Origin of the sequence: Brachybacterium sp. AOP43-C2-M15 (assembly GCF_052446295.1) — a bacterium.
Lineage (GTDB): Bacteria > Actinomycetota > Actinomycetes > Actinomycetales > Dermabacteraceae > Brachybacterium.
This window is the reverse complement of sequence record NZ_JBQSWB010000005.1, coordinates 65,228-82,274: the sequence shown is the minus strand read 5'-3', so window position 1 is coordinate 82,274 and position 17,047 is coordinate 65,228. Positions and strand designations below refer to the sequence as shown.

Annotated in this window: 19 protein-coding genes; 15 read left to right on the top strand and 4 right to left on the bottom strand. The window is 72.3% G+C overall.

The features are described 5' to 3' along the window. Window positions 1-107: 107 nt before the first annotated feature. The 8 genes from ACT3SP_RS06910 to ACT3SP_RS06875 all read left to right on the top strand — a co-directional run bounded on the left by ACT3SP_RS06910 (window position 108) and on the right by ACT3SP_RS06875 (window position 8,317). Window positions 108-872 carry an HAD family hydrolase gene (locus tag ACT3SP_RS06910; RefSeq protein WP_444586530.1) on the top strand — a complete coding sequence of 255 codons (765 nt, stop codon included), beginning with the start codon at window positions 108-110 and terminating at the stop codon, window positions 870-872. Beyond that, on the top strand, window positions 869-3,415 hold the full coding sequence (locus ACT3SP_RS06905; protein ID WP_444586529.1) for a glycoside hydrolase family 65 protein: 2,547 nt from the start codon (window positions 869-871) through the stop codon (window positions 3,413-3,415). The genes ACT3SP_RS06910 and ACT3SP_RS06905 overlap by 4 nt, the downstream gene beginning before the upstream one ends. Window positions 3,416-3,516: 101 nt before the next feature. Further along, the gene (locus tag ACT3SP_RS06900) at window positions 3,517-4,788 is read left to right on the top strand and encodes a YihY/virulence factor BrkB family protein (protein ID WP_444586528.1); all 1,272 of its coding nucleotides are present in this window, start codon (window positions 3,517-3,519) and stop codon (window positions 4,786-4,788) included. Continuing rightward, on the top strand, window positions 4,785-5,351 hold the full coding sequence (gene def / locus ACT3SP_RS06895; RefSeq protein ID WP_444586527.1) for a peptide deformylase: 567 nt from the start codon (window positions 4,785-4,787) through the stop codon (window positions 5,349-5,351). Before ACT3SP_RS06900 ends, def begins: the two co-directional genes overlap by 4 nt. A 163-nt stretch (window positions 5,352-5,514) precedes the next feature. Beyond that, complete coding sequence (locus ACT3SP_RS06890; protein ID WP_444586526.1) at window positions 5,515-5,940, top strand: QcrA and Rieske domain-containing protein; 426 nt, start codon at window positions 5,515-5,517, stop codon at window positions 5,938-5,940. 7 nt (window positions 5,941-5,947) lie between these two features. Further along, window positions 5,948-6,817: a tRNA (guanosine(46)-N7)-methyltransferase TrmB gene (gene trmB / locus ACT3SP_RS06885; RefSeq protein ID WP_444586525.1), complete on the top strand. Its 870-nt coding sequence runs from the start codon at window positions 5,948-5,950 to the stop codon at window positions 6,815-6,817. Window positions 6,818-6,850: 33 nt separating this feature from the next. Beyond that, window positions 6,851-7,894, top strand: coding sequence for an LCP family protein (locus ACT3SP_RS06880; RefSeq protein ID WP_444586524.1), 1,044 nt, complete (start codon window positions 6,851-6,853; stop codon window positions 7,892-7,894). 57 nt (window positions 7,895-7,951) lie between these two features. Then, window positions 7,952-8,317, top strand: a complete 366-nt coding sequence (locus ACT3SP_RS06875) for a DUF4235 domain-containing protein (protein WP_444586523.1) — start codon at window positions 7,952-7,954, stop codon at window positions 8,315-8,317. Between the two features lie 67 nt (window positions 8,318-8,384). Here the strand turns inward: ACT3SP_RS06875 and phoU are convergent, their stop codons facing one another. After that, complete coding sequence (phoU, locus tag ACT3SP_RS06870; protein WP_444586522.1) at window positions 8,385-9,065, bottom strand: phosphate signaling complex protein PhoU; 681 nt, start codon at window positions 9,063-9,065, stop codon at window positions 8,385-8,387. 174 nt (window positions 9,066-9,239) lie between these two features. Here phoU and ACT3SP_RS06865 point away from each other — a divergent pair, with 174 nt between their 5' ends. Together ACT3SP_RS06865 and ACT3SP_RS06860 are read left to right on the top strand one after the other, a co-directional pair. Further along, window positions 9,240-10,487: a sensor histidine kinase gene (locus ACT3SP_RS06865; RefSeq protein ID WP_444586521.1), complete on the top strand. Its 1,248-nt coding sequence runs from the start codon at window positions 9,240-9,242 to the stop codon at window positions 10,485-10,487. A gap of 1 nt (window position 10,488) precedes the next feature. Next, complete coding sequence (locus tag ACT3SP_RS06860) at window positions 10,489-11,178, top strand: response regulator (protein ID WP_444586520.1); 690 nt, start codon at window positions 10,489-10,491, stop codon at window positions 11,176-11,178. A gap of 234 nt (window positions 11,179-11,412) precedes the next feature. On the opposite strand, the gene ACT3SP_RS06855 is transcribed toward ACT3SP_RS06860, so the two are convergent. Further along, entirely contained in the window at window positions 11,413-11,910 is a 498-nt protein-coding gene (locus tag ACT3SP_RS06855; protein ID WP_444586519.1) for a hypothetical protein, read from the bottom strand. Window positions 11,911-12,329: 419 nt separating this feature from the next. Between ACT3SP_RS06855 and ACT3SP_RS06850 the strand changes: the two genes are divergently transcribed. Both ACT3SP_RS06850 and ACT3SP_RS06845 read left to right on the top strand, forming a co-directional pair. Then, window positions 12,330-12,812, top strand: a complete 483-nt coding sequence (locus ACT3SP_RS06850) for a CarD family transcriptional regulator (RefSeq protein WP_096163974.1) — start codon at window positions 12,330-12,332, stop codon at window positions 12,810-12,812. 13 nt (window positions 12,813-12,825) lie between these two features. Then, entirely contained in the window at window positions 12,826-13,599 is a 774-nt protein-coding gene (locus ACT3SP_RS06845) for an IspD/TarI family cytidylyltransferase (protein ID WP_444586518.1), read from the top strand. Window positions 13,600-13,611: 12 nt separating this feature from the next. Here the strand turns inward: ACT3SP_RS06845 and ACT3SP_RS06840 are convergent, their stop codons facing one another. Both ACT3SP_RS06840 and ACT3SP_RS06835 read right to left on the bottom strand, forming a co-directional pair. Beyond that, window positions 13,612-13,923 carry a hypothetical protein gene (locus tag ACT3SP_RS06840; protein WP_444586517.1) on the bottom strand — a complete coding sequence of 104 codons (312 nt, stop codon included), beginning with the start codon at window positions 13,921-13,923 and terminating at the stop codon, window positions 13,612-13,614. A gap of 10 nt (window positions 13,924-13,933) precedes the next feature. Next, window positions 13,934-14,689, bottom strand: a complete 756-nt coding sequence (locus tag ACT3SP_RS06835) for an IspD/TarI family cytidylyltransferase (protein ID WP_444586516.1) — start codon at window positions 14,687-14,689, stop codon at window positions 13,934-13,936. Window positions 14,690-14,840: 151 nt separating this feature from the next. Between ACT3SP_RS06835 and ACT3SP_RS06830 the strand changes: the two genes are divergently transcribed. Genes ACT3SP_RS06830 through ilvA form a run of 3 tightly spaced genes read left to right on the top strand, consistent with a single transcriptional unit; the run spans window position 14,841 to window position 17,043 of the window. Further along, a complete protein-coding gene (locus ACT3SP_RS06830; RefSeq protein WP_444586515.1) occupies window positions 14,841-15,170 on the top strand; it encodes a PTS sugar transporter subunit IIB in 330 nt (109 codons plus the stop codon). Further along, the gene (gene ispF / locus ACT3SP_RS06825; RefSeq protein WP_444586514.1) at window positions 15,167-15,694 is read left to right on the top strand and encodes a 2-C-methyl-D-erythritol 2,4-cyclodiphosphate synthase; all 528 of its coding nucleotides are present in this window, start codon (window positions 15,167-15,169) and stop codon (window positions 15,692-15,694) included. The genes ACT3SP_RS06830 and ispF overlap by 4 nt, the downstream gene beginning before the upstream one ends. After that, window positions 15,691-17,043 carry a threonine ammonia-lyase IlvA gene (gene ilvA, locus ACT3SP_RS06820; RefSeq protein WP_444586513.1) on the top strand — a complete coding sequence of 451 codons (1,353 nt, stop codon included), beginning with the start codon at window positions 15,691-15,693 and terminating at the stop codon, window positions 17,041-17,043. Before ispF ends, ilvA begins: the two co-directional genes overlap by 4 nt. Window positions 17,044-17,047: the final 4 nt, after the last annotated feature.

The following is a 17,047-nucleotide window of genomic DNA, read 5'->3' as shown; positions in this document are numbered from 1 at the left end:
GACCCCCGCAGGGTAGCCCACCTGCCGGGGTGATGCCATGGGCGGCGACCGCACGACCGCGCGCCCGGCCGGAACGGACTCCTGGCCTGGCCCCCGCTGCCCGTAGCATGTCGCCCGTGACTGCTGAGCGACTCGTCCGACCTGCCGAGTTCACGGCCCATCTCTTCGATCTCGACGGGGTCATCACCCCGACGGCCGAGGTGCACATGCGCGCCTGGGCGCGGATGTTCGAGGAGTTCCTCACCTCCCGCGGCGTGAGCGAGCCGTACACCGACGAGGACTACTTCGCCCACGTCGACGGCCGGCCCCGCTACGACGGCGTGCGCGCCGTCCTCGAGTCGCGGTCCCTCGACGTGCCCGAGGGCGAGGACGACGACCCGGCCGACCAGACCCCCGGCAGCGAGACCGTGCGCGGGCTCGGCAATCGGAAGAACGACCTGGTCCTGAACCTGATCCGCACCGAGGGAGTGGACCCCTACCCCGGCACGGTCGCCTACCTCGACGCGCTGCCCGACACGGCCCGTCTCGCGATCGTCTCCTCCTCCCGCAACGCGGAGGAGGTGCTGCGCGGTGCCGGGCTGCTGGAGCGATTCGAGCACATCGTCGACGGCAACGTCGCCGCGCGGGACGGGATCCCCGGCAAGCCCTCCCCCGACACCTTCGTGCACGCCGCCGAGCTGCTCGGCGTCGAGCTCGCGCAGACCGTGGTCTACGAGGACGCCGTCTCCGGCGTGCGGGCCGGTGCCTCCGGCGGCTTCGGAGCCGTCGTCGGCGTCGACCGCGGTGCCGGGGCCGCGGAGCTCACCGCGGCCGGCGCCACTCTCGTCGTCGCCGACCTGGAGGAGATCGCCGACCTGGAGGGGATCGCATGAGCCGCCTGCGCTCCGTGCCCGCCGACCCTGTCGACCGCGCCCACCTGCCCGTGGACGAGTGGCGTCTGGTCGAGGCGCGCCCGGGCGGCGACCTGGGCCTGAAGGAGACCCTCTTCGCGACGGCCAACGGCTATCTCGGGATGCGCGGCACGCCCGAGGAGGGGCGCGACGCGGAGAACTACGGGACCTTCCTCAACGGCTTCCACGAGACCTGGCACATCAATCACGCCGAGTCCGCCTTCGGCTTCGCCCGCACCGGCCAGACGATGGTCTCGGTCCCGGACTCCTCGGTCCTCAAGCTGTACGTGGACGACGAGCCGCTGCTGCTGTCGATCGCGGACCTCGAGGAGTACGAGCGCTGGATCGACTTCCGCGAGGGGGTGCTGCACCGCGATCTGATCTGGCGCACGCCCGCCGGGAAGCGGGTCAGGGTGAGCAGCTCGCGCATGGTCTCCTTCCCCCAGCGGCATCTGTCCCTGATGACGCTGCGGGTCGAGATGCTCGAGGGCTCCGCGCCGATCGCCATCTCCTCGCAGATCATCAACCGCCAGGACTTCCGCGACGACTTCGGCAGGGGCGTGGACGGCGGCCCGATCACCGACAAGGACGATCCGCGGCGCACCACCGACTTCACCCACAGGGTGCTCGAGCCGCTCCAGGACTGGCACAGCGAGCGGCGCATGCTGCTGGGCTATCGGGTGGCGAACTCGGGGATGACCCTCGCCGTCGGCGCGGATCATCAGGTGGAGTCCGAGGCCGAGGTCGAACGCCTCGTGGACACCACCCCCGACCTCGGCCGCCAGGTGGTGCGCGCCCATCTCGAGCAGGGCGAGTCGCTCACGGTCCGCAAGGCCGTCACGTACCACTCCTCGCGCTCGGTCCCGCACCGCGAGCTGTTCGACCGCTGCCGGCGCACCCTGGATCGGGTCCGTCGCCAGGGCTTCACGGCCCAGTTCGAGGAGCAGCGGGAGTATCTCGCCGACTTCTGGCGCAGCTCGGACGTGCAGCTGCCGGGCCAGCCCGCGGCGCAGCAGGCCACCCGCTGGTGCCTGTTCCAGCTCGCCCAGGCCGCGGCCCGCTCCGACCAGTGGGGCATCCCCGCCAAGGGGGTCACCGGCTCCGGGTACGAGGGGCACTACTTCTGGGACAGCGAGATCTACGTGGTCCCCTTCCTGACCTTCACCCAGCCGCGCTGGGCGCGCAACGCGCTGCGGTTCCGCACCAACATGCTGCCCAAGGCGCGGGAGCGCGCCCGCGAGCTGAACCAGCGCGGGGCGCTGTTCCCCTGGCGGACGATCAACGGCGACGAGGCCTCGGCCTACTACGCCGCCGGCACCGCGCAGTACCACATCGACGCCGACGTCTCCTATGCCTTCGCCCAGTACGTCGACGTCACCGGGGACCTCGACTTCCAGCACCGCGACGGGGTGCAGGTGCTCGTGGAGACCGCCCGCATGTGGTCGGATCTCGGCTTCTGGCGGCTGCGCGCGGACGGCGGCGCGAGCTTCCACATCAACGGGGTCACCGGTCCGGACGAGTACACGACCGTGGTGAACAACAACATGTTCACCAACGTCATGGCCCGCTTCAACCTGCGCCGGGCGGCGCAGGCCGTCCGCGAGCTGCGCACCGCGGACGCCACCGCGTACGAGGCGCTGCGCTCCGATCTCGATCTGGACGAGATGGAGCTCGAGCAGTGGGAGGCCTGCGCGGACGGCATGCACGTGGCCAAGGACGAGTCCCTGGGGATCCACCTGCAGGAGGACCGTTTCCTCGAGCGCGAGATCTGGGATCTCTCGAGCACCCCGGACGAGGTCTTCCCGCTGCTGCTGAACTTCCATCCGCTGGTGATCTACCGCTTCCAGGTGCTCAAGCAGGCGGACGTGGTGCTCGCCCTGTTCCTGCGCGGCAGCGAGTTCACCGCCGAGGAGAAGCGCGCGGACTTCGAGTACTACGACCCGATCACCACCGGGGACTCCTCGCTCTCCGCGGTGGTGCAGTCGATCATGGCGGCGGAGGTGGGGCACCAGGCGGCCGCCCTGGACTACTTCCGCGCGGGTCTGTTCGTGGATCTGGGCAACCTGCACCACAACACCGGGGACGGCGTGCACATCGCCTCCGCGGGCGGTGTCTGGAACGCGTTGGTGCACGGCTTCGGCGGGATGCGGCACGACGACGGGCGGATCTCCTTCGATCCGCGCCTGCCGGCCGACTGGCCCGAGCTGTCCTTCCCGCTCACCGTGCGCGGCTCCCGCTTCCGGGTGCGCCTGGTGCGGGACGAGATCTCCTTCACCCTCGAGCACGGGGACGCCACCGAGGTCACGGTGCGCGGGGAGACCGTCGCCGTGACCGCGGACGGCGCGTCGGTGCCCCTGACCGATCAGGGGCCGATGCTCGACGATGCGGTGCTGGCCAGGCCCGTCGGGCTCGGCGACGAGCGGGCGGACGGCTCGATCATGACCTCGTTCGTCCCCGGTGACCCCGAGGACCCCTGGGAGTACCCGGTCGCGAGCGACCCCGACGACATCATCGACCAGGGATGAGCAGAGCGGCGCCTCCCCGCAGCAGGGGGCGCCGGGTGGAATAGTCTGCCTCAGCGCCCGACCCGGGCGTCCAGCCCCCTCACGCCCGGAGCATCCGCACGGTGACCGCATCACGCCCCCGCCGGACGAAGCCGGTGGTCGAGCTGACTCGACCCCGGCTGAGCATCCCGCACGTCCTGAACCGGGTGCGGATGCGCCTGCTGGACATCCAGGTGTGGGACGTCGCGGGCACGATGACCTTCTACCTGCTGCTCTCGCTGTTCCCCGGCGCGGTGGCGGTGGTGTCGATGATGTCGCTGATCGGGATCGAGGCGGAGACCCTCACCGCCCTGTCCGGCATGATCACGGAGATCTTCCCGACACTGGACCCGCGGCCCTACCTGACGGCGATCCAGGCGGTCTCCTCCACCGGCGGCGGCCTGCTCGGGCTGCTGCTGGGCACCGCCGGATCGCTGCTGTCGGCCTCCAACGGCGTGGCCGCCTTCCACCGCGCGCTGCATCGGGTGTTCGACACCCGCGAGGGGCGCCCGTTCCTGTGGTTCCGCACCATCGTGTTCGGCGAGACCGTGCTGATCGTCTCGGTGGTCCTGCTCTCGATCGGGATGATCATCGTCGGCGGCGAGGCCTCGCAGCGCATCGGCGAGTTCGTGGGCATCCCCCGCATCGCGTTCGCCGCCTGGAACCTCGTGAAGTGGCCGATCCTGCTGGTCATCCTGATCATCGGGGTCTCGCTCGCCTACTACCTGTTCCCCAACGTGCGCCTGCCCCGCTACCGTCTGATGACCCTCGGCTCCACCCTGAGCGTGCTGATGCTGTTCGGCATCGCGCTGACCGCGGGGCAGCTGCTCGTCTACGCGACGCGTTTCGCGGAGATCCTCACCGCGCTGAACGGACTGATCGCGATCCTGCTGCTGATGTGGATCGCGAACATCGTGGTGATCGGCGGGGCGGCGCTGGACGCCGAGTTCCTGCGCGCCCGACAGATCGCCAGCGGTCTCGACGCCGGGAACCGCCTCGTGCTCGCTCCGCACGCCACGCACACCCTCGACTTCCTGGCCGCCGACGCCGAGGCGGCCGAGGAGCTCGGGCGGCAGGTCGCCGAGGCCGTCCGCACCGGCGATCCGCTGCGGCGCGAGCGCGGGCCGTGGGTCGTCGACGCCCGCAGCCTCCTCGCCGTCAATCCCCCGACGCGCCACCGCATCACCAGCGCCCCCGTCGAGACCACCGCGGATCCGCCTCCCCCGGCTCCCCCGGATTCCGCACCGTCCGCACGACCCGCAGATCCCACAGATCCCGCACCGCCGTCCGCGCCGGAGTCCTCCGTGCCGGACGACCACGTCGATCCCCCGAGACCAGGAGAACCCCCGGCATGACCGTCCGCCCGATCACCATCGTCGGCCATCGCGCCCTCGCCCAGCGCACCCGCAGGGTGCGAGAGGTCACCGACGAGCTCCGCACCCTGGTGGCGGACATGTTCGAGACCAACGCGGCCGCCGCCGGCGCCGGGCTCGCCGCTCCCCAGGTGGGGTCCCGCTGGCGCCTGTTCGTCTACTCCTGCGCGGACGCGAGCGGCGAACGCCGGAGCGGGGTGGTGATCAACCCCGTGCTAGAACGCTTCGGCGGCATCGAGCTCGACGAGGAGACCCTCGAGGGGTGCCTCTCCGTGCCCGGCGAGGGCTTCCCCACGGCACGCCACCGCGGAGCTCGCGTGACCGGCATCGACCTCGAGGGCGCGGAGGTCGTGGTGGAGGACGAGGGCGGAGTCCTCGCCCGCGCCCTGCAGCACGAGGTCGACCACCTCGAGGGCTCGCTGTACCTGGACCGTCTCACCCCGGCGCGTCGGCGCGAGGCGCTGGACGCGGTGCGCGACCGCGGGTGGCGGGCGGGCGGGATCCTCACCTGGGACCCGCGCGAACTCGACGCCGCCGACGTCTGATCCCTCCGCCGTCACGGCGCCGCACCGGACTCTGCACCAGCGGGCAGGTCGCCGCGGTGCACGGCGGGGCGCACCGCAGGGGCGCAGCGGGGCGCTCCGTCGACGCCGTCACACCAGCCCCTCGCCGCGCCCCCGCGGACGGGCCGCTGGCTATCCTGGAGTCATGGAACGCCCCTGCCTCTCGCGCCGTCACGCCCTCCTGCTCCCCGCCACCGCGGCCGGGCTGGGCTCTCTCGCGGCCTGCGCTCCCGAGGACCAGGGATTCGGCACCGCCGAGCCGCTGCGCGCGGACGACGGCGCGATCGCGCTCGAGGACGTCCCCGAGAACGCCAGCACGCTGGTCAACTTCGGCGGGCAGCAGCCCTTCGTGCTGCTGGTGCGCGGCGACGGCGACGAGCTGACGGGCTACTCCGGGTACTGCACCCACAACGGCTGCGCACTGCGCCAGGAGGAGACGGAGCTCGACTGCCCGTGCCACGGCTCCCGCTTCGACGCCGCGAACGGCGAGGTGCTGGTCGGCCCCGCCACCCGTCACCTGCCCCCGGTCGCGCTCGTGGTCGAGGACGGCCTCGTCCGTCGCGAGCAGTGACCCGGCGATGACCCAGCATCCCCGCCCCGGGACCGACCGCGCCCCGCAGGCCGCGCCCGGCACGACCCATCGCGACGTGGTCTCGTTCGTGCGCCGCGGCGAGCGCCTCACCCCGTCCCGGCAGAGCTCGTGGGACCGCCTCTCGGGCCAGTACGTGCTGGATCCGCCCCGCGGGGAGCGCGACACCCTCCCCGGGGACGGCGCCCGGCTGGACGTCGAGGAGGTCTTCGGCCGACGGGCGGAGCTCGTGGTCGAGGTGGGCAGCGGTCTGGGCGAGAACCTGGTCGCCGCAGCGACCGCCCATCCCGAGCGCGACCACCTGGGCGTGGAGGTCTACCTGCCCGGTCTCGCCCAGACGCTCAGCCGGGTGGAGCGGGCCGACCGGCCCCGGAACCTCCGGCTGCTGCCGCTGGACGCGCAGCGGGCCCTGCCCGCGATGCTGCCCGAGGCCTCCATCTCCCAGCTGTGGGTGTACTTCGCCGATCCCTGGCCGAAGGCGCGCCACCACAAGCGCCGCCTGATCAACCCGCCGTTCCTCGATGCCGTGCTGCCGCTGCTCGCCGACGGCGCCGTGCTCCGCCTGGCCACCGACTGGGCGCAGTACGCCCATCACATGCGGCGTCTGCTCGACGCACGGCCCGAGCTCGCCCTGCTCCACCCCTCCGGGACGCGGCCCGAGGGCGAGTCCTCGGACCGGGTCCCGGAGGGTCTGGCCCTCACCGGCTGGGCACCACGATTCGAGGGTCGTGTGAAGACCAGCTTCGAGAACAAGGGACGGGCCGCGGGCCGTCTAATATGGGATCTCGCGTACACGCGGGTGCCCCGGCATCCGGTACCGGACGGCGCCTCCAGCAGCGGAGCGCCCGCACACGCCTGACCGCTTCGTGCGGCACCGCCTGAGAGGGAACCCATGAACGAGCCCGCAGACCTCGACCTCCCCGCGGACTGGGAGGACGACGATCAGCCCGATGACAGCCCCCGCCGGGGCCGCCGCGCCGCCCTGATCGCCCTCGGCCTGGTGGCCGTGCTCGTGCTCGGCGTGGGCCTGGTGATCGTGAACTACCTCAACGGCCTGAGTAACTCCTACGAGAAGCGCACGGTCGTGGAGATCACGCGCGACGCCGACGCCGGCGAGCGGCCCGAGGACGGCGCAGGCCGCAACTTCCTGCTGCTGGGCTCGGACAAGCGCTCCGAGGAGGACGCCGCCTCCGAGGGAGTCAGCGGCCAGCGCTCCGACGTGATGATGCTCGTGCACGTCTCCGACGACGACGAGAGCGTCTACATCACCTCGTTCCCGCGCGACCTCTACGTGGACATCCCCGGGCACGGCAAGGACCGCATCAACTCGGCCCTCGCCTTCGGCGGCGTGGGGCTCGCGGTGACCACCGTCGAGAACTACACGGGCGTGCCCATCGACAACGTCGCCCTCATCGACTTCGACGGCATCGAGGGGCTCGTGGACACCCTGGGCGGGATCGATGTGCAGATCCCGACCACCTTCGAGGCCGGCGGGCACGAGTTCACCGAGGGCGTCCAGACGCTGAACGGCGAGGAGGCGCTGACCTTCGTGCGCGAGCGCAAGCAGTTCTCCGACGGTGACTTCCAGCGCAACCGCAACCAGCAGGCGGTGCTCAAGGGCATCGCCGACAAGCTCATCAGCGCCGACACCCTCAGCGACCCCCGCAAGCTGGGCGACACCATCGAGTCCGTGTCCCCGTTCCTGACCACGGACGACGGGCTGAGCGGCACCGCGATGCTCGAGCTGGGCCTGTCGCTGCGCTCGGTCCGCAGCGGCGACCTGTACTTCCTCGCCGCGCCGCACGCGGGGCCCACCACGACCAGCGGCGGTGCGAGCGTCGTCGCCACGGACGAGGAGGGGATGGACGTCCTGCGGGAGGCATTGCGCACGGATGACATGGGAACCTATTACGCTCAGCACGCAGGGACCTACTGAGCCCCCGCACCATCGCTCCGGCGGCTCCGCCGGACCACCCGACGCCTGGAGGAAAACGTGGCCAATCCGCTCGTGAGCATCGCCGTCCCCGTGGCCGGAGTCATCGCGGCCACTCTCGGCAACAAGGCCGCCTCGGCCGGCTGGGGTGCCGTCTTCGGCGAGGACGCGCCCACCGTGAAGACCCAGAAGGCCGCGAAGAAGGATGTCGCCCAGCGTCGCAAACAGGCCAAGAAGGACGGCCTGCCGTCGTCCGAGATCGAGGCCATCAGGGATCCCGAGGACGATCAGCCGCTGTGGAAGATCCTGCTGTGGGCGACGATCTCCGGCGTGGTGCTGCAGGGCCTGCGGGTGGCGGCCCGGCGCGGTGCGAAGGTCGGGGCCGAGCGGCTCACCGCGCGCCGCCCGCGTCCGAACCGCGGCTGAGCGCAGCCGATCGCGGCGGGCCCGGTGCTCTCGCACCGGGCCCGCCGCGCGCTCTGCGGTGCGGGGCTCAGAACTCCTGGACGTCCACGCCCTCGCTGAGGGTGTCCAGGGAATCGCCCGTGACCAGGAAGCCGACACGACGCACCAGCGAGACGGCGTGGTCCCCGATCCGCTCGTAGAAGCGGATCAGCAGGGTGAGGTCGATGACCTGGGCGTTGGTGTAGGTGTCCTCCCCGCCGGCGGAGATCTCGCGCGAGATCTCGAGCATCAGCCGGTCCAGCTCGTCGTCCTGCTTCTCGACCTGCGCCGCGAGCCCCAGATCGCGGTTCTCGATCACCTCGGCCGCTCCCCTCAGCGCTGTCCGGCCCAGCTCGGACATCCGTGCCACCTGCTCGCGGTGCTGCGTGGGCACCGCGAGGTCGGGATGCGCGCGACGGGCGATCAGCGCGACGTGCGCGGCCAGGTCGCCCATGCGCTCGAGCGAGGAGCTCATGCGCAACGTCGCGACCAGCAGACGCAGGTCCGTGGCCACCGGGGACTGCCGTGCGAGGAGCTCGACCGCCTTCGCGTCCAGCTCGACCTGGCGCGCGTCGAGATGCGGATCGGCGGTGACGACCCGCTCCGCCAGGGCGAGGTCGCCCTCGAGCAGGGCCGTGGTCGCGCCCTCGAGGGCCGTCCCGACCAGCTCGGCCATGTCGACCAGGTCGTCGACGATGTGCCGCAGGTCGCTCTGGTACGCCTCGCGCATGGTGCTGTCTCCTCTGTCCGGTGGAACCTTCGCCGCCGATCCTCGCAATGCCGGGTGAACGACGTGCTGTGGTCGGTGAACTCGAAGCGTAGTCCGTGTGAACACCTGGCCACCGCGACGCCCTCGATGCCACGACGAACCTGGTGAGGGCCCTCGGGGGCCTAGGCTGTACGGGTGCCCCTGTCTGCGCTCCTCGTGCTCGCCGGCGCGATCGGTCTGGTGATCGGCGTCGCCGCGACGCTCGCGCTCGCCCGCACGGAGCGTGCCCGCTCCGACGCGCCGAGCACGACGGACCGCGCGGTGCCCGACGCCGCGGCGGAGGTGCTGGCGATCCTGTCCTCGGCCTATGTGGTGCTGGATGCGAGCGGTGACGTGCTGCGCGCCTCTCCCCTGGCCTACTCCTACGGGATCGTGCGCGCGGCCGAGGGCGACTACCCCCGCCTGGCCAACGGCGAGCTGATGGAGCTGGCCGCCGACGTGGGCCGCAACGGCGGCTTCCGCGACGAGCGCCTCACGCTGCGCCGCACCAGCCAAGGGGACCCGGACGCCGTCATCGACGTGCGGGTCGGCGCCCTCGGGGAGCACGGGGCGCTGCTGCTGGCCGACGATCTCACCCGTGCGGTGCGCGTCGAGGAGACCCGGCGGGACTTCGTGGCCAACGTGTCCCACGAGCTGAAGACCCCGGTCGGCGCGATCACGCTGCTGGCCGAGACCATGGAGGACGCCGCGGAGGATCCCGATGCGGTGCGCCGCTTCGCCGGGCGCATGCAGAGCGAGACCCACCGGCTCTCCCACCTGGTCCAGGAGATCATCGAGCTCTCCCGCGTCCAGGGCAGCTCGGCCCTGCCCGACGCGACGCCGGTCGAGATCGACGAGGTGGTCGAGGAGGCCGTCGGCCTGAACCGCAACTACGCGCTGGGCTCCCGGATCGACCTCGGCGTGGGCGGCGCGAGCGGGCTGCAGGTGTTCGGCTCCGCCGCGATGCTCACGACCGCGCTGTCCAACCTGATCGCCAACGCGATCACCTACTCGGAGTCCGGGACGAAGGTCGGGGTCTCGGTGCGCCGCGACGGCGGGATGGTCGAGATCTCGGTCAAGGACCAGGGCATCGGCATCTCCAAGGAGCACCTGGAGAGGGTCTTCGAGCGCTTCTTCCGCGTGGACCGGGCCCGCTCGCGCACCACCGGCGGCACCGGGCTGGGGCTCGCGATCGTCAAGCACATCGCGAACGACCACGGCGGCGAGGTCACGGCCTGGTCGCTGCCCTCCCAGGGCTCCACCTTCACCCTCCGGCTGCCCGAGATGGGCCGCACGGGGACCATCACGGCGGGCGAGCGGACCCCCGGCACGGCCGGCTCCGCGCACCCCCGCGGCGACCACCGCACCATCGCCACCGACCACGGGTCGGGAAAGGGACACTGATATGACGCGCATCCTGATCGTGGAGGACGAGGAGTCGTTCTCGGACCCCCTCTCGTACAGCCTGCGGAAGGAGGGGTACGAGGTAGCCGTCGCCGACACCGGCACCGACGGGCTGCGGATCTTCTCCGCGCACGGCGCCGATCTGGTGCTGCTGGACCTCATGCTGCCCGGGCTGAGCGGGACCGAGGTGTGCCGCGAGATCCGCCGCACCTCCTCCGTGCCGGTCATCATGCTCACCGCGAAGGACGACGAGTTCGACAAGGTGCTCGGGCTCGAGCTGGGGGCCGACGACTACGTCACCAAGCCCTACTCCTCCCGCGAGCTGCTGGCCCGGATCAAGGCCGTGCTGCGCAGAGGGCAGGAGAGCGCGGAGTCGGACGAGGACACCACCCTGACCGCGGGGAGCATCATGATGGACGTCGAGCGCCACGTGGTGGAGGTGCGCGGGGAGGAGATCGCCCTGCCGCTGAAGGAGTTCGAACTGCTGGAGATGCTGCTGCGCAACGTCGACCGGGTGCTCACCCGCGGGCAGCTCATCGACCGGGTGTGGGGCGCCAACTACGTCGGCGACACCAAGACCCTCGACGTGCACGTGAAGCGGCTGCGGGCCAAGATCGAGGAGGATCCCAAGGAGCCCGTCCACCTGGTCACCGTGCGAGGACTCGGGTACAAGTTCGACTCCGGGCGCTGAGCCTCCCGCGGCGGCGCCGGCCTCCCCCGCCGGCAGTCCACGGCGGCCTCCCCTGCCGGCCCTCCGCCGGCAGTCCACGGCGGTCCCGCACGCCGGGCTCGCCGTGGACTCCGGGTTCACCGTGGACGCCGGGCTCACCGTGGAAGCAGAGCCGCCCCGCGGCCGGGATCGGCTGCGGGGCGGCTCTCTGCTCGGACTGCTCGGCTCGGAGCTCTCGGCTCGGGGCGGCGGGGCTCAGCCCTCGGCCGGCTGCCCGAACTCGAGGTGGCTGAAGGAGGTCTCGAGCGTGGGCAGGGAGACCGTGGTCTCCTCGCCGCCGGCGGTGACCTTCAGGTCCAGGATGGTTCCGGGCAGGACGTCCACCTCACCGACCGGGACCAGCTGCTGGCCCTCGCCCGGCCCCATCTCGACGGTGCTCCGCGCGGGCACCTCGACCTGCGCGGAGAAGACACCCTGACCTTCCGAGAGGCCCTCGAGATCCACGGTGACGGACTCGTCGGAGTAGTTCACGGCGGTGCCGGAGAACACCGCGCTGCCGTCCTCGCCGAACACCAGCACGGCGTTGCGCACTCCCGCGTAGAACGCACCGTCCATCTCGAGGTTCGCGTTCGTGCCGTCGCCGGCCTGGTAGAAATCGTGGGTCTGCACCGGGGACAGGTACGTGCAGCCGGTGGCCGCGAGCGCCAGGCCCAGGGCGGCGGCGGAGAGCACGAGACGGCGGGAACGACGCACGGAGGACTCCTGTTCGATGCCGCGGGGCGGCGGGTGACGTACGGGGACAGCTCTGACAGGTTACCCCACGGCGGGCACCTCAGGACGCCGTCGACGCGGGGCGTGACCAGGTCGATGCGCGCTCCCGCGAGGCGTCCGGAGGGCCCCGGGAGCACGGGGCGGGCGCCCCCTCGGGCCACGGACGGGAGACGCCGCGGGGCGACGGGACGGTGAGGACGGGACGGTGTGAGCGGGACGGCGAGCACGAGACCGTGAGGACGATCCGCGGGCGGGGCGCTGACGAGGAGCTGACGGAGAGCCGGGCGACGCCGCGGCCGCAGGCTCGAGATCCTCTCCTCACCAGGAGCTCGAGCAGGTCGGCGCGCATTTTACCATGACCCCTCGGTGCTAGACTCATCCGCGGAAAGGGGACCCACCACATGAATTTTGCCGTCGGCGAGACCGTCGTCTACCCGCACCACGGTGCTGCACTCATCGAAGAGGTCAAGACCCGCACCATCAAGGGCGAGGACCGCACCTACCTCAAGCTGAAGGTCGCCCAGGGCGATCTGACCATCGAGGTCCCCGCTGACAACGTCGACCTCGTCGGGGTCCGGGACGTCGTGGACAAGGAGGGCCTCGACGAGGTCTTCGAGGTCCTGCGCCAGCCCTACACGGAGGAGCCCACCAACTGGTCCCGACGCTACAAGGCGAACGTCGAGAAGCTGGCCTCCGGCGATGTCAAGAAGGTCGCCGAGGTCGTGCGCGACCTGTGGCGCCGCGACCAGGACCGCGGCCTCTCCGCCGGGGAGAAGCGGATGCTGGCCAAGGCGCGCCAGATCCTGGTCTCCGAGCTCGCGCTCGCGGAGAAGACCGACGAGGCGAACGCCGAGTCCATCCTCGACGAGGTCCTCGCCTCCTGAGCCGGACCGTCCCGTGACCCCCGCTCCGATCGCGGCCGCCGTGAGGCCGGTCGTCCTCGCGCTCGCACCACCCGCCCCCGGGGTGTCGCGCGGGACCGCGACGCCCAGCCTCGAGCGCCTCGGAGGCTCCCGCCTCGTCGAGCGGCTCCTCGGCACGCTGCGGGCGGTCGGCCTCCCGGCCCCGCTCGTGATCACCGGGCGCGACGCCGCGCCGCAGCTCCGTGCGGCGCTGGGACCCGGGCTGTCCGTGCTCGCGGTCGACGGCGGTCGTCGCCCCGCGCTGCGAGCCGCCCTCGAGCGCTCGCAGGAGGAGCTGCTCCTGCTCCACGACGCGGAACGCGCCCTCACCCCGGGCGAGATCGTGGCCTCCGTGCTCTCCGCGATGCACGAGGGGGTCGACGCGGTCGTTCCCGTGGTGGCGCTGACGGACTCGGTCAAGGAAGTGCGACCCGACGGGCTGCGCAACATCGACCGCGCCACGCTGGCGGGACTGCAGAGCCCGCGGCTGCTGCGGCGGGGCCTGCTCACCGCCGCGCTCGCGCAGGACGGGCAGGCGCAGGACGGTCATCGGCAGGAGGGCCGTGGGCTGGATGCTCCTGCGCGCGAGGAGGTCGAGCCCTTCGACGAGATCCGAGCCGCGCTCGAGAGCGGCGCCCGGGTGCGCACGGTCCACGGCTCCCACGCCGGGTTCGCGGTGCTGGACCGGCTCAGCATGTGGCAGGCCCAGATCTCGCTGGGGCTGGCCCGCGACACCTCGCACCGCCACGGGCTGGCGCGCCGCGGCTGAGGACCGGCGGGGTCAGCGACCTCGCCGGCTCCTCCACACGGTCCGGAACTCCTCGGCCATCCGGCCGGGCTTGGACAGGGTGCGCACGGGCAGGCTGGAGGCGAGCTCCCCGGGATCCCGGCGCAGTCGCCGCATCAGTCGGCGCGGCTTGCTGGAGATGCGCTGGCGCAGATCGGGCAGATACGCCTCCGAGACGTCGAGCCGCGTCACGGCACCGCATCCCGTGCACTGGATCTGGGACACGAAGCGGCCCGCGTAGACGACCACGTGCTCCGCCTCCTGGTCACAGGCGGTGCAGCGCAGGAAGCTCTCCTCGACGCTCATCGTCTCCTCCTCACCCGGACCTCAAACCTAGCGCGCTGACCACGTCCTGGGCCAGGAGCAGGTCCTGCGCATAGGTGATCTTGAAGTTGGTCTCCTCGCCGCGCACCCACGCGACCGGGATGTCGGTGTACTCCTCGGCGCAGGAGGCCGTGTCCGTGCCCACGAAGCCGTCGCGGGCCGCCGCCTCGTAGGCGTCCAGGATGGTGGCCGCGTGGAATCCCTGCGGGGTCTGCACCCTGACCAGCGCACCGCGGTGCTGCGCAGAGCCGACGGCGAGGCCATCGCCCGTGCCGGCGGTGACGATGTCGGCGGCGGGGATGCCCGGGACGGCGCCGCCGGTCTCGCGGGCGGCGTGGAGGACCGCCGAGGCCAGTCCGTGGGAGACCAGGGGGCGGGCGGCGTCATGGATCAGCACGGTGTCGATCGCGCCGCTGTCGATCCGATCGGCGAGATGACGCAGCGCCGCCAGCTCGGACTCCTGGCGGGTCTCGCCGCCGGTGATGATCTCCAGCGGGCCGTCGGTCTCGCGGGAGTCGACGAACCGGGCGTGCTCGAGGTCGTCGGGGCGGACCACGAACACGAGGATCCCGACGCCCTCGACCGAGGCGAGGGTGTTCAGTCCCCAGCCGGCGATGCTGCGCCCCGCCAGCGGGAGGAAGGCCTTGTTGATCCCGGCGCCCACCCGGGTGCCCGATCCCCCGGCGAGCACCACGCCGGCGGCCCGGCCATGGGGGCGCGGAGCACGGAGTCGGCGGGGCTGGTTCACGCGGGCAATCGTAGACGGCCCCGAAGGTCCCGTGGATCGCCCAGGGAGGACGTGACAGAATCGACCTCCGCCGGTGGCCCGTCGTCCGGGCCTCCCCCAGGACCTCGGGCAGCAGGTCGCCGCCCTTCCCCACCATCGTCCAGGAGTTCGAATGCTCACCATCGCCATCGTGTGCGGCGCCGGGATCGCCACCTCAGCGCTCATCGCGGAGCAGGTGCGCGATCACCTCGCCTCCGGAGGCCGCGAGGTCCATGTCGTGCAGGCCACCGTCATGGACCTCCTCTCCGCCGATTTCCAGGCCGACCTCGTCGTCAGCACCGTCGACCTCCCTGACGCCCTCGGCATCCCGCGGGTCTCGGGGATGCCGCTGCTGCTGGGCACCAATCCGCAGGTGACCTATGACGACATCGACCGCCTGCTGGCGCGGATCGACGCCCGCCCGGACGGCACCGGCCCGGCCGCCGAGGGCGCGGGTCGATGACCGGCTCCGCTTCGACTCCTCTCCCCCGGGTGGGGATCGGCGTGGACGTGCACGCCTTCGCCCCGGCGGACGCCGGGCGTGAGCTGTGGGTGGCCGGGCTGCGCTGGGAGGGCGAGCCGGGGCTGGCCGGCCACTCGGACGCCGACGTCGCCTGCCACGCCGCCTGCGACGCCCTGTTCTCGGCGGCGGGGACCGGCGATCTCGGTACCCACTTCGGCGTGGACCGCCCCGAGTGGGCGGGCGCCTCGGGGACGCGCCTGCTGCGCGAGGCGGCACGTCGGGTGCGCGCGGCGGGATTCGAGATCGGCAACATCTCGGTGCAGGTGATCGGCAACCGCCCGCGCCTGGCGCGTCGGCGAGAGGAGGCCTGCGCCGAGATGAGCCGGGCGGCGGATGCCGCGGTGACGGTCTCCGGCAGCACCACCGATGCCCTCGGCCTCACCGGCCGTGGCGAGGGCGTGGCGGCGATGGCGACGGCGCTCGTCGTGGAGGCGGCGGGCACCGGGGAGGGGGACGCGGGATGACGGAGACGACACCCGGCACGACCGCCGGAACCGCCGACACGGGCTCGGGCGCGCTGCCGGTGCGCGCTCCGGAGGTCGAGGACGCGGCGGCCCGCCTCGCCCCCGTGCTGCGCCGCACCCCTCTCGAGCACAGCGAGCGGCTCTCCGAGCTCGCCGGGGCGCCGGTCTGGCTCAAGCGCGAGGACCTCCAGTCGGTGCGCTCCTACAAGCTGCGCGGGGCGCACCTCTTCCTGGACTCCCTCGGCCACGAGGCGCGGGAGGCGGGAGTGGTGGCGGCGAGCGCCGGCAACCATGCCCAGGGCGTCGCCCAGGCCTGCTCCGCCCTCGGCGTCCACGGACGCATCTACGTACCCGGCACCACGCCCCGGCAGAAGCGCGAGCGGATCACCTCGATCGGCGGCGAGCTGGTCGAGCTGGTGCTGATCGGCGACACCTTCGACGACGCCGCCGAGGCCGCCGCGGACGACGCCGAGCGCACCGGCGCGACCCAGGTGCCGCCCTTCGACCATCCGGTGATCATGGCCGGACAGGGGACCGTCGCACTCGAGGCCGCCGATCAGCTGCGCAGCGAGCACGGCCGGGAGCTGGGCACCATGGTGCTCCCCGTCGGCGGCGGCGGGCTGCTGGGAGGCTGCGGCGCCTGGCTGCGCGAGCGGAGCCCCTCGACCCGGATCGTGGGCGTCGAGCCGGCGGGCGCGGTCTCGATGGCGGCCGCGGTGCGCGCCGGGCGGCCGGTCACCCTCCACGAGATGGACCGCTTCGTCGACGGCGCCGCGGTGCGCCGCGTCGGCGCCGGCCCCCTGCGGATGGTTCAGGCGATCGGCCCCGAGCTGGTGGCGGTCGACGAGGGGGCCGTGTGCACCCAGATGCTCGCGCTCTACCAGGTCGAGGGCATCATCGCCGAGCCCGCCGGAGCGCTGGCCGCGACCGCCGTGGCGAACGGGACCATCGACCGGCTGGGGCGGGCGGGGCACGGCGCGGGCGACGCCGCGGAGTCGACCGGGGACATCGTGGTGGTGGTCTCCGGGGGCAACAACGACGTCTCGCGGTACAACGAGATCGTGGAGCGCTCCCTCGTGCACGAGGGGCTCAAGCACTACTTCCTGGTGACGTTCCCGCAGGAGCCGGGGGCGCTGCGCCGCTTCCTGGACCGGGTCCTGGGGCCGAATGACGACATCGTGCTGTTCGACTACATCAAGCGCAACAACCGCGAGGCGGGGCCCGCCCTGGTGGGCCTCGAGATCGGCGACCGTGAGGACCTCGAACCGCTGATGGCGCGGATGGCCGCCTCGAACATGGAGATCGAGCGGGTCGATCCGGAGGACCCGATCTACCGCTACCTCACCTGAGCTC

Excerpts from the sequence above, each read along its gene's own strand:
- ACT3SP_RS06910 (WP_444586530.1), top strand. The coding sequence starts at position 108 with ATGTCGCCCGTGACTGCTGAGCGACTCGTCCGACCTGCCGAGTTCACG.
- ACT3SP_RS06905 (WP_444586529.1), top strand. The coding sequence starts at position 869 with ATGAGCCGCCTGCGCTCCGTGCCCGCCGACCCTGTCGACCGCGCCCAC.
- def (WP_444586527.1), top strand. The coding sequence starts at position 4,785 with ATGACCGTCCGCCCGATCACCATCGTCGGCCATCGCGCCCTCGCCCAG.
- ACT3SP_RS06890 (WP_444586526.1), top strand. The coding sequence starts at position 5,515 with ATGGAACGCCCCTGCCTCTCGCGCCGTCACGCCCTCCTGCTCCCCGCC.
- trmB (WP_444586525.1), top strand. The coding sequence starts at position 5,948 with ATGACCCAGCATCCCCGCCCCGGGACCGACCGCGCCCCGCAGGCCGCG.
- ACT3SP_RS06880 (WP_444586524.1), top strand. The coding sequence starts at position 6,851 with ATGAACGAGCCCGCAGACCTCGACCTCCCCGCGGACTGGGAGGACGAC.
- phoU (WP_444586522.1), bottom strand. The coding sequence starts at position 9,065 with ATGCGCGAGGCGTACCAGAGCGACCTGCGGCACATCGTCGACGACCTG.
- ACT3SP_RS06860 (WP_444586520.1), top strand. The coding sequence starts at position 10,489 with ATGACGCGCATCCTGATCGTGGAGGACGAGGAGTCGTTCTCGGACCCC.
- ACT3SP_RS06850 (WP_096163974.1), top strand. The coding sequence starts at position 12,330 with ATGAATTTTGCCGTCGGCGAGACCGTCGTCTACCCGCACCACGGTGCT.
- ACT3SP_RS06840 (WP_444586517.1), bottom strand. The coding sequence starts at position 13,923 with ATGAGCGTCGAGGAGAGCTTCCTGCGCTGCACCGCCTGTGACCAGGAG.
- ACT3SP_RS06830 (WP_444586515.1), top strand. The coding sequence starts at position 14,841 with ATGCTCACCATCGCCATCGTGTGCGGCGCCGGGATCGCCACCTCAGCG.
- ispF (WP_444586514.1), top strand. The coding sequence starts at position 15,167 with ATGACCGGCTCCGCTTCGACTCCTCTCCCCCGGGTGGGGATCGGCGTG.
- ilvA (WP_444586513.1), top strand. The coding sequence starts at position 15,691 with ATGACGGAGACGACACCCGGCACGACCGCCGGAACCGCCGACACGGGC.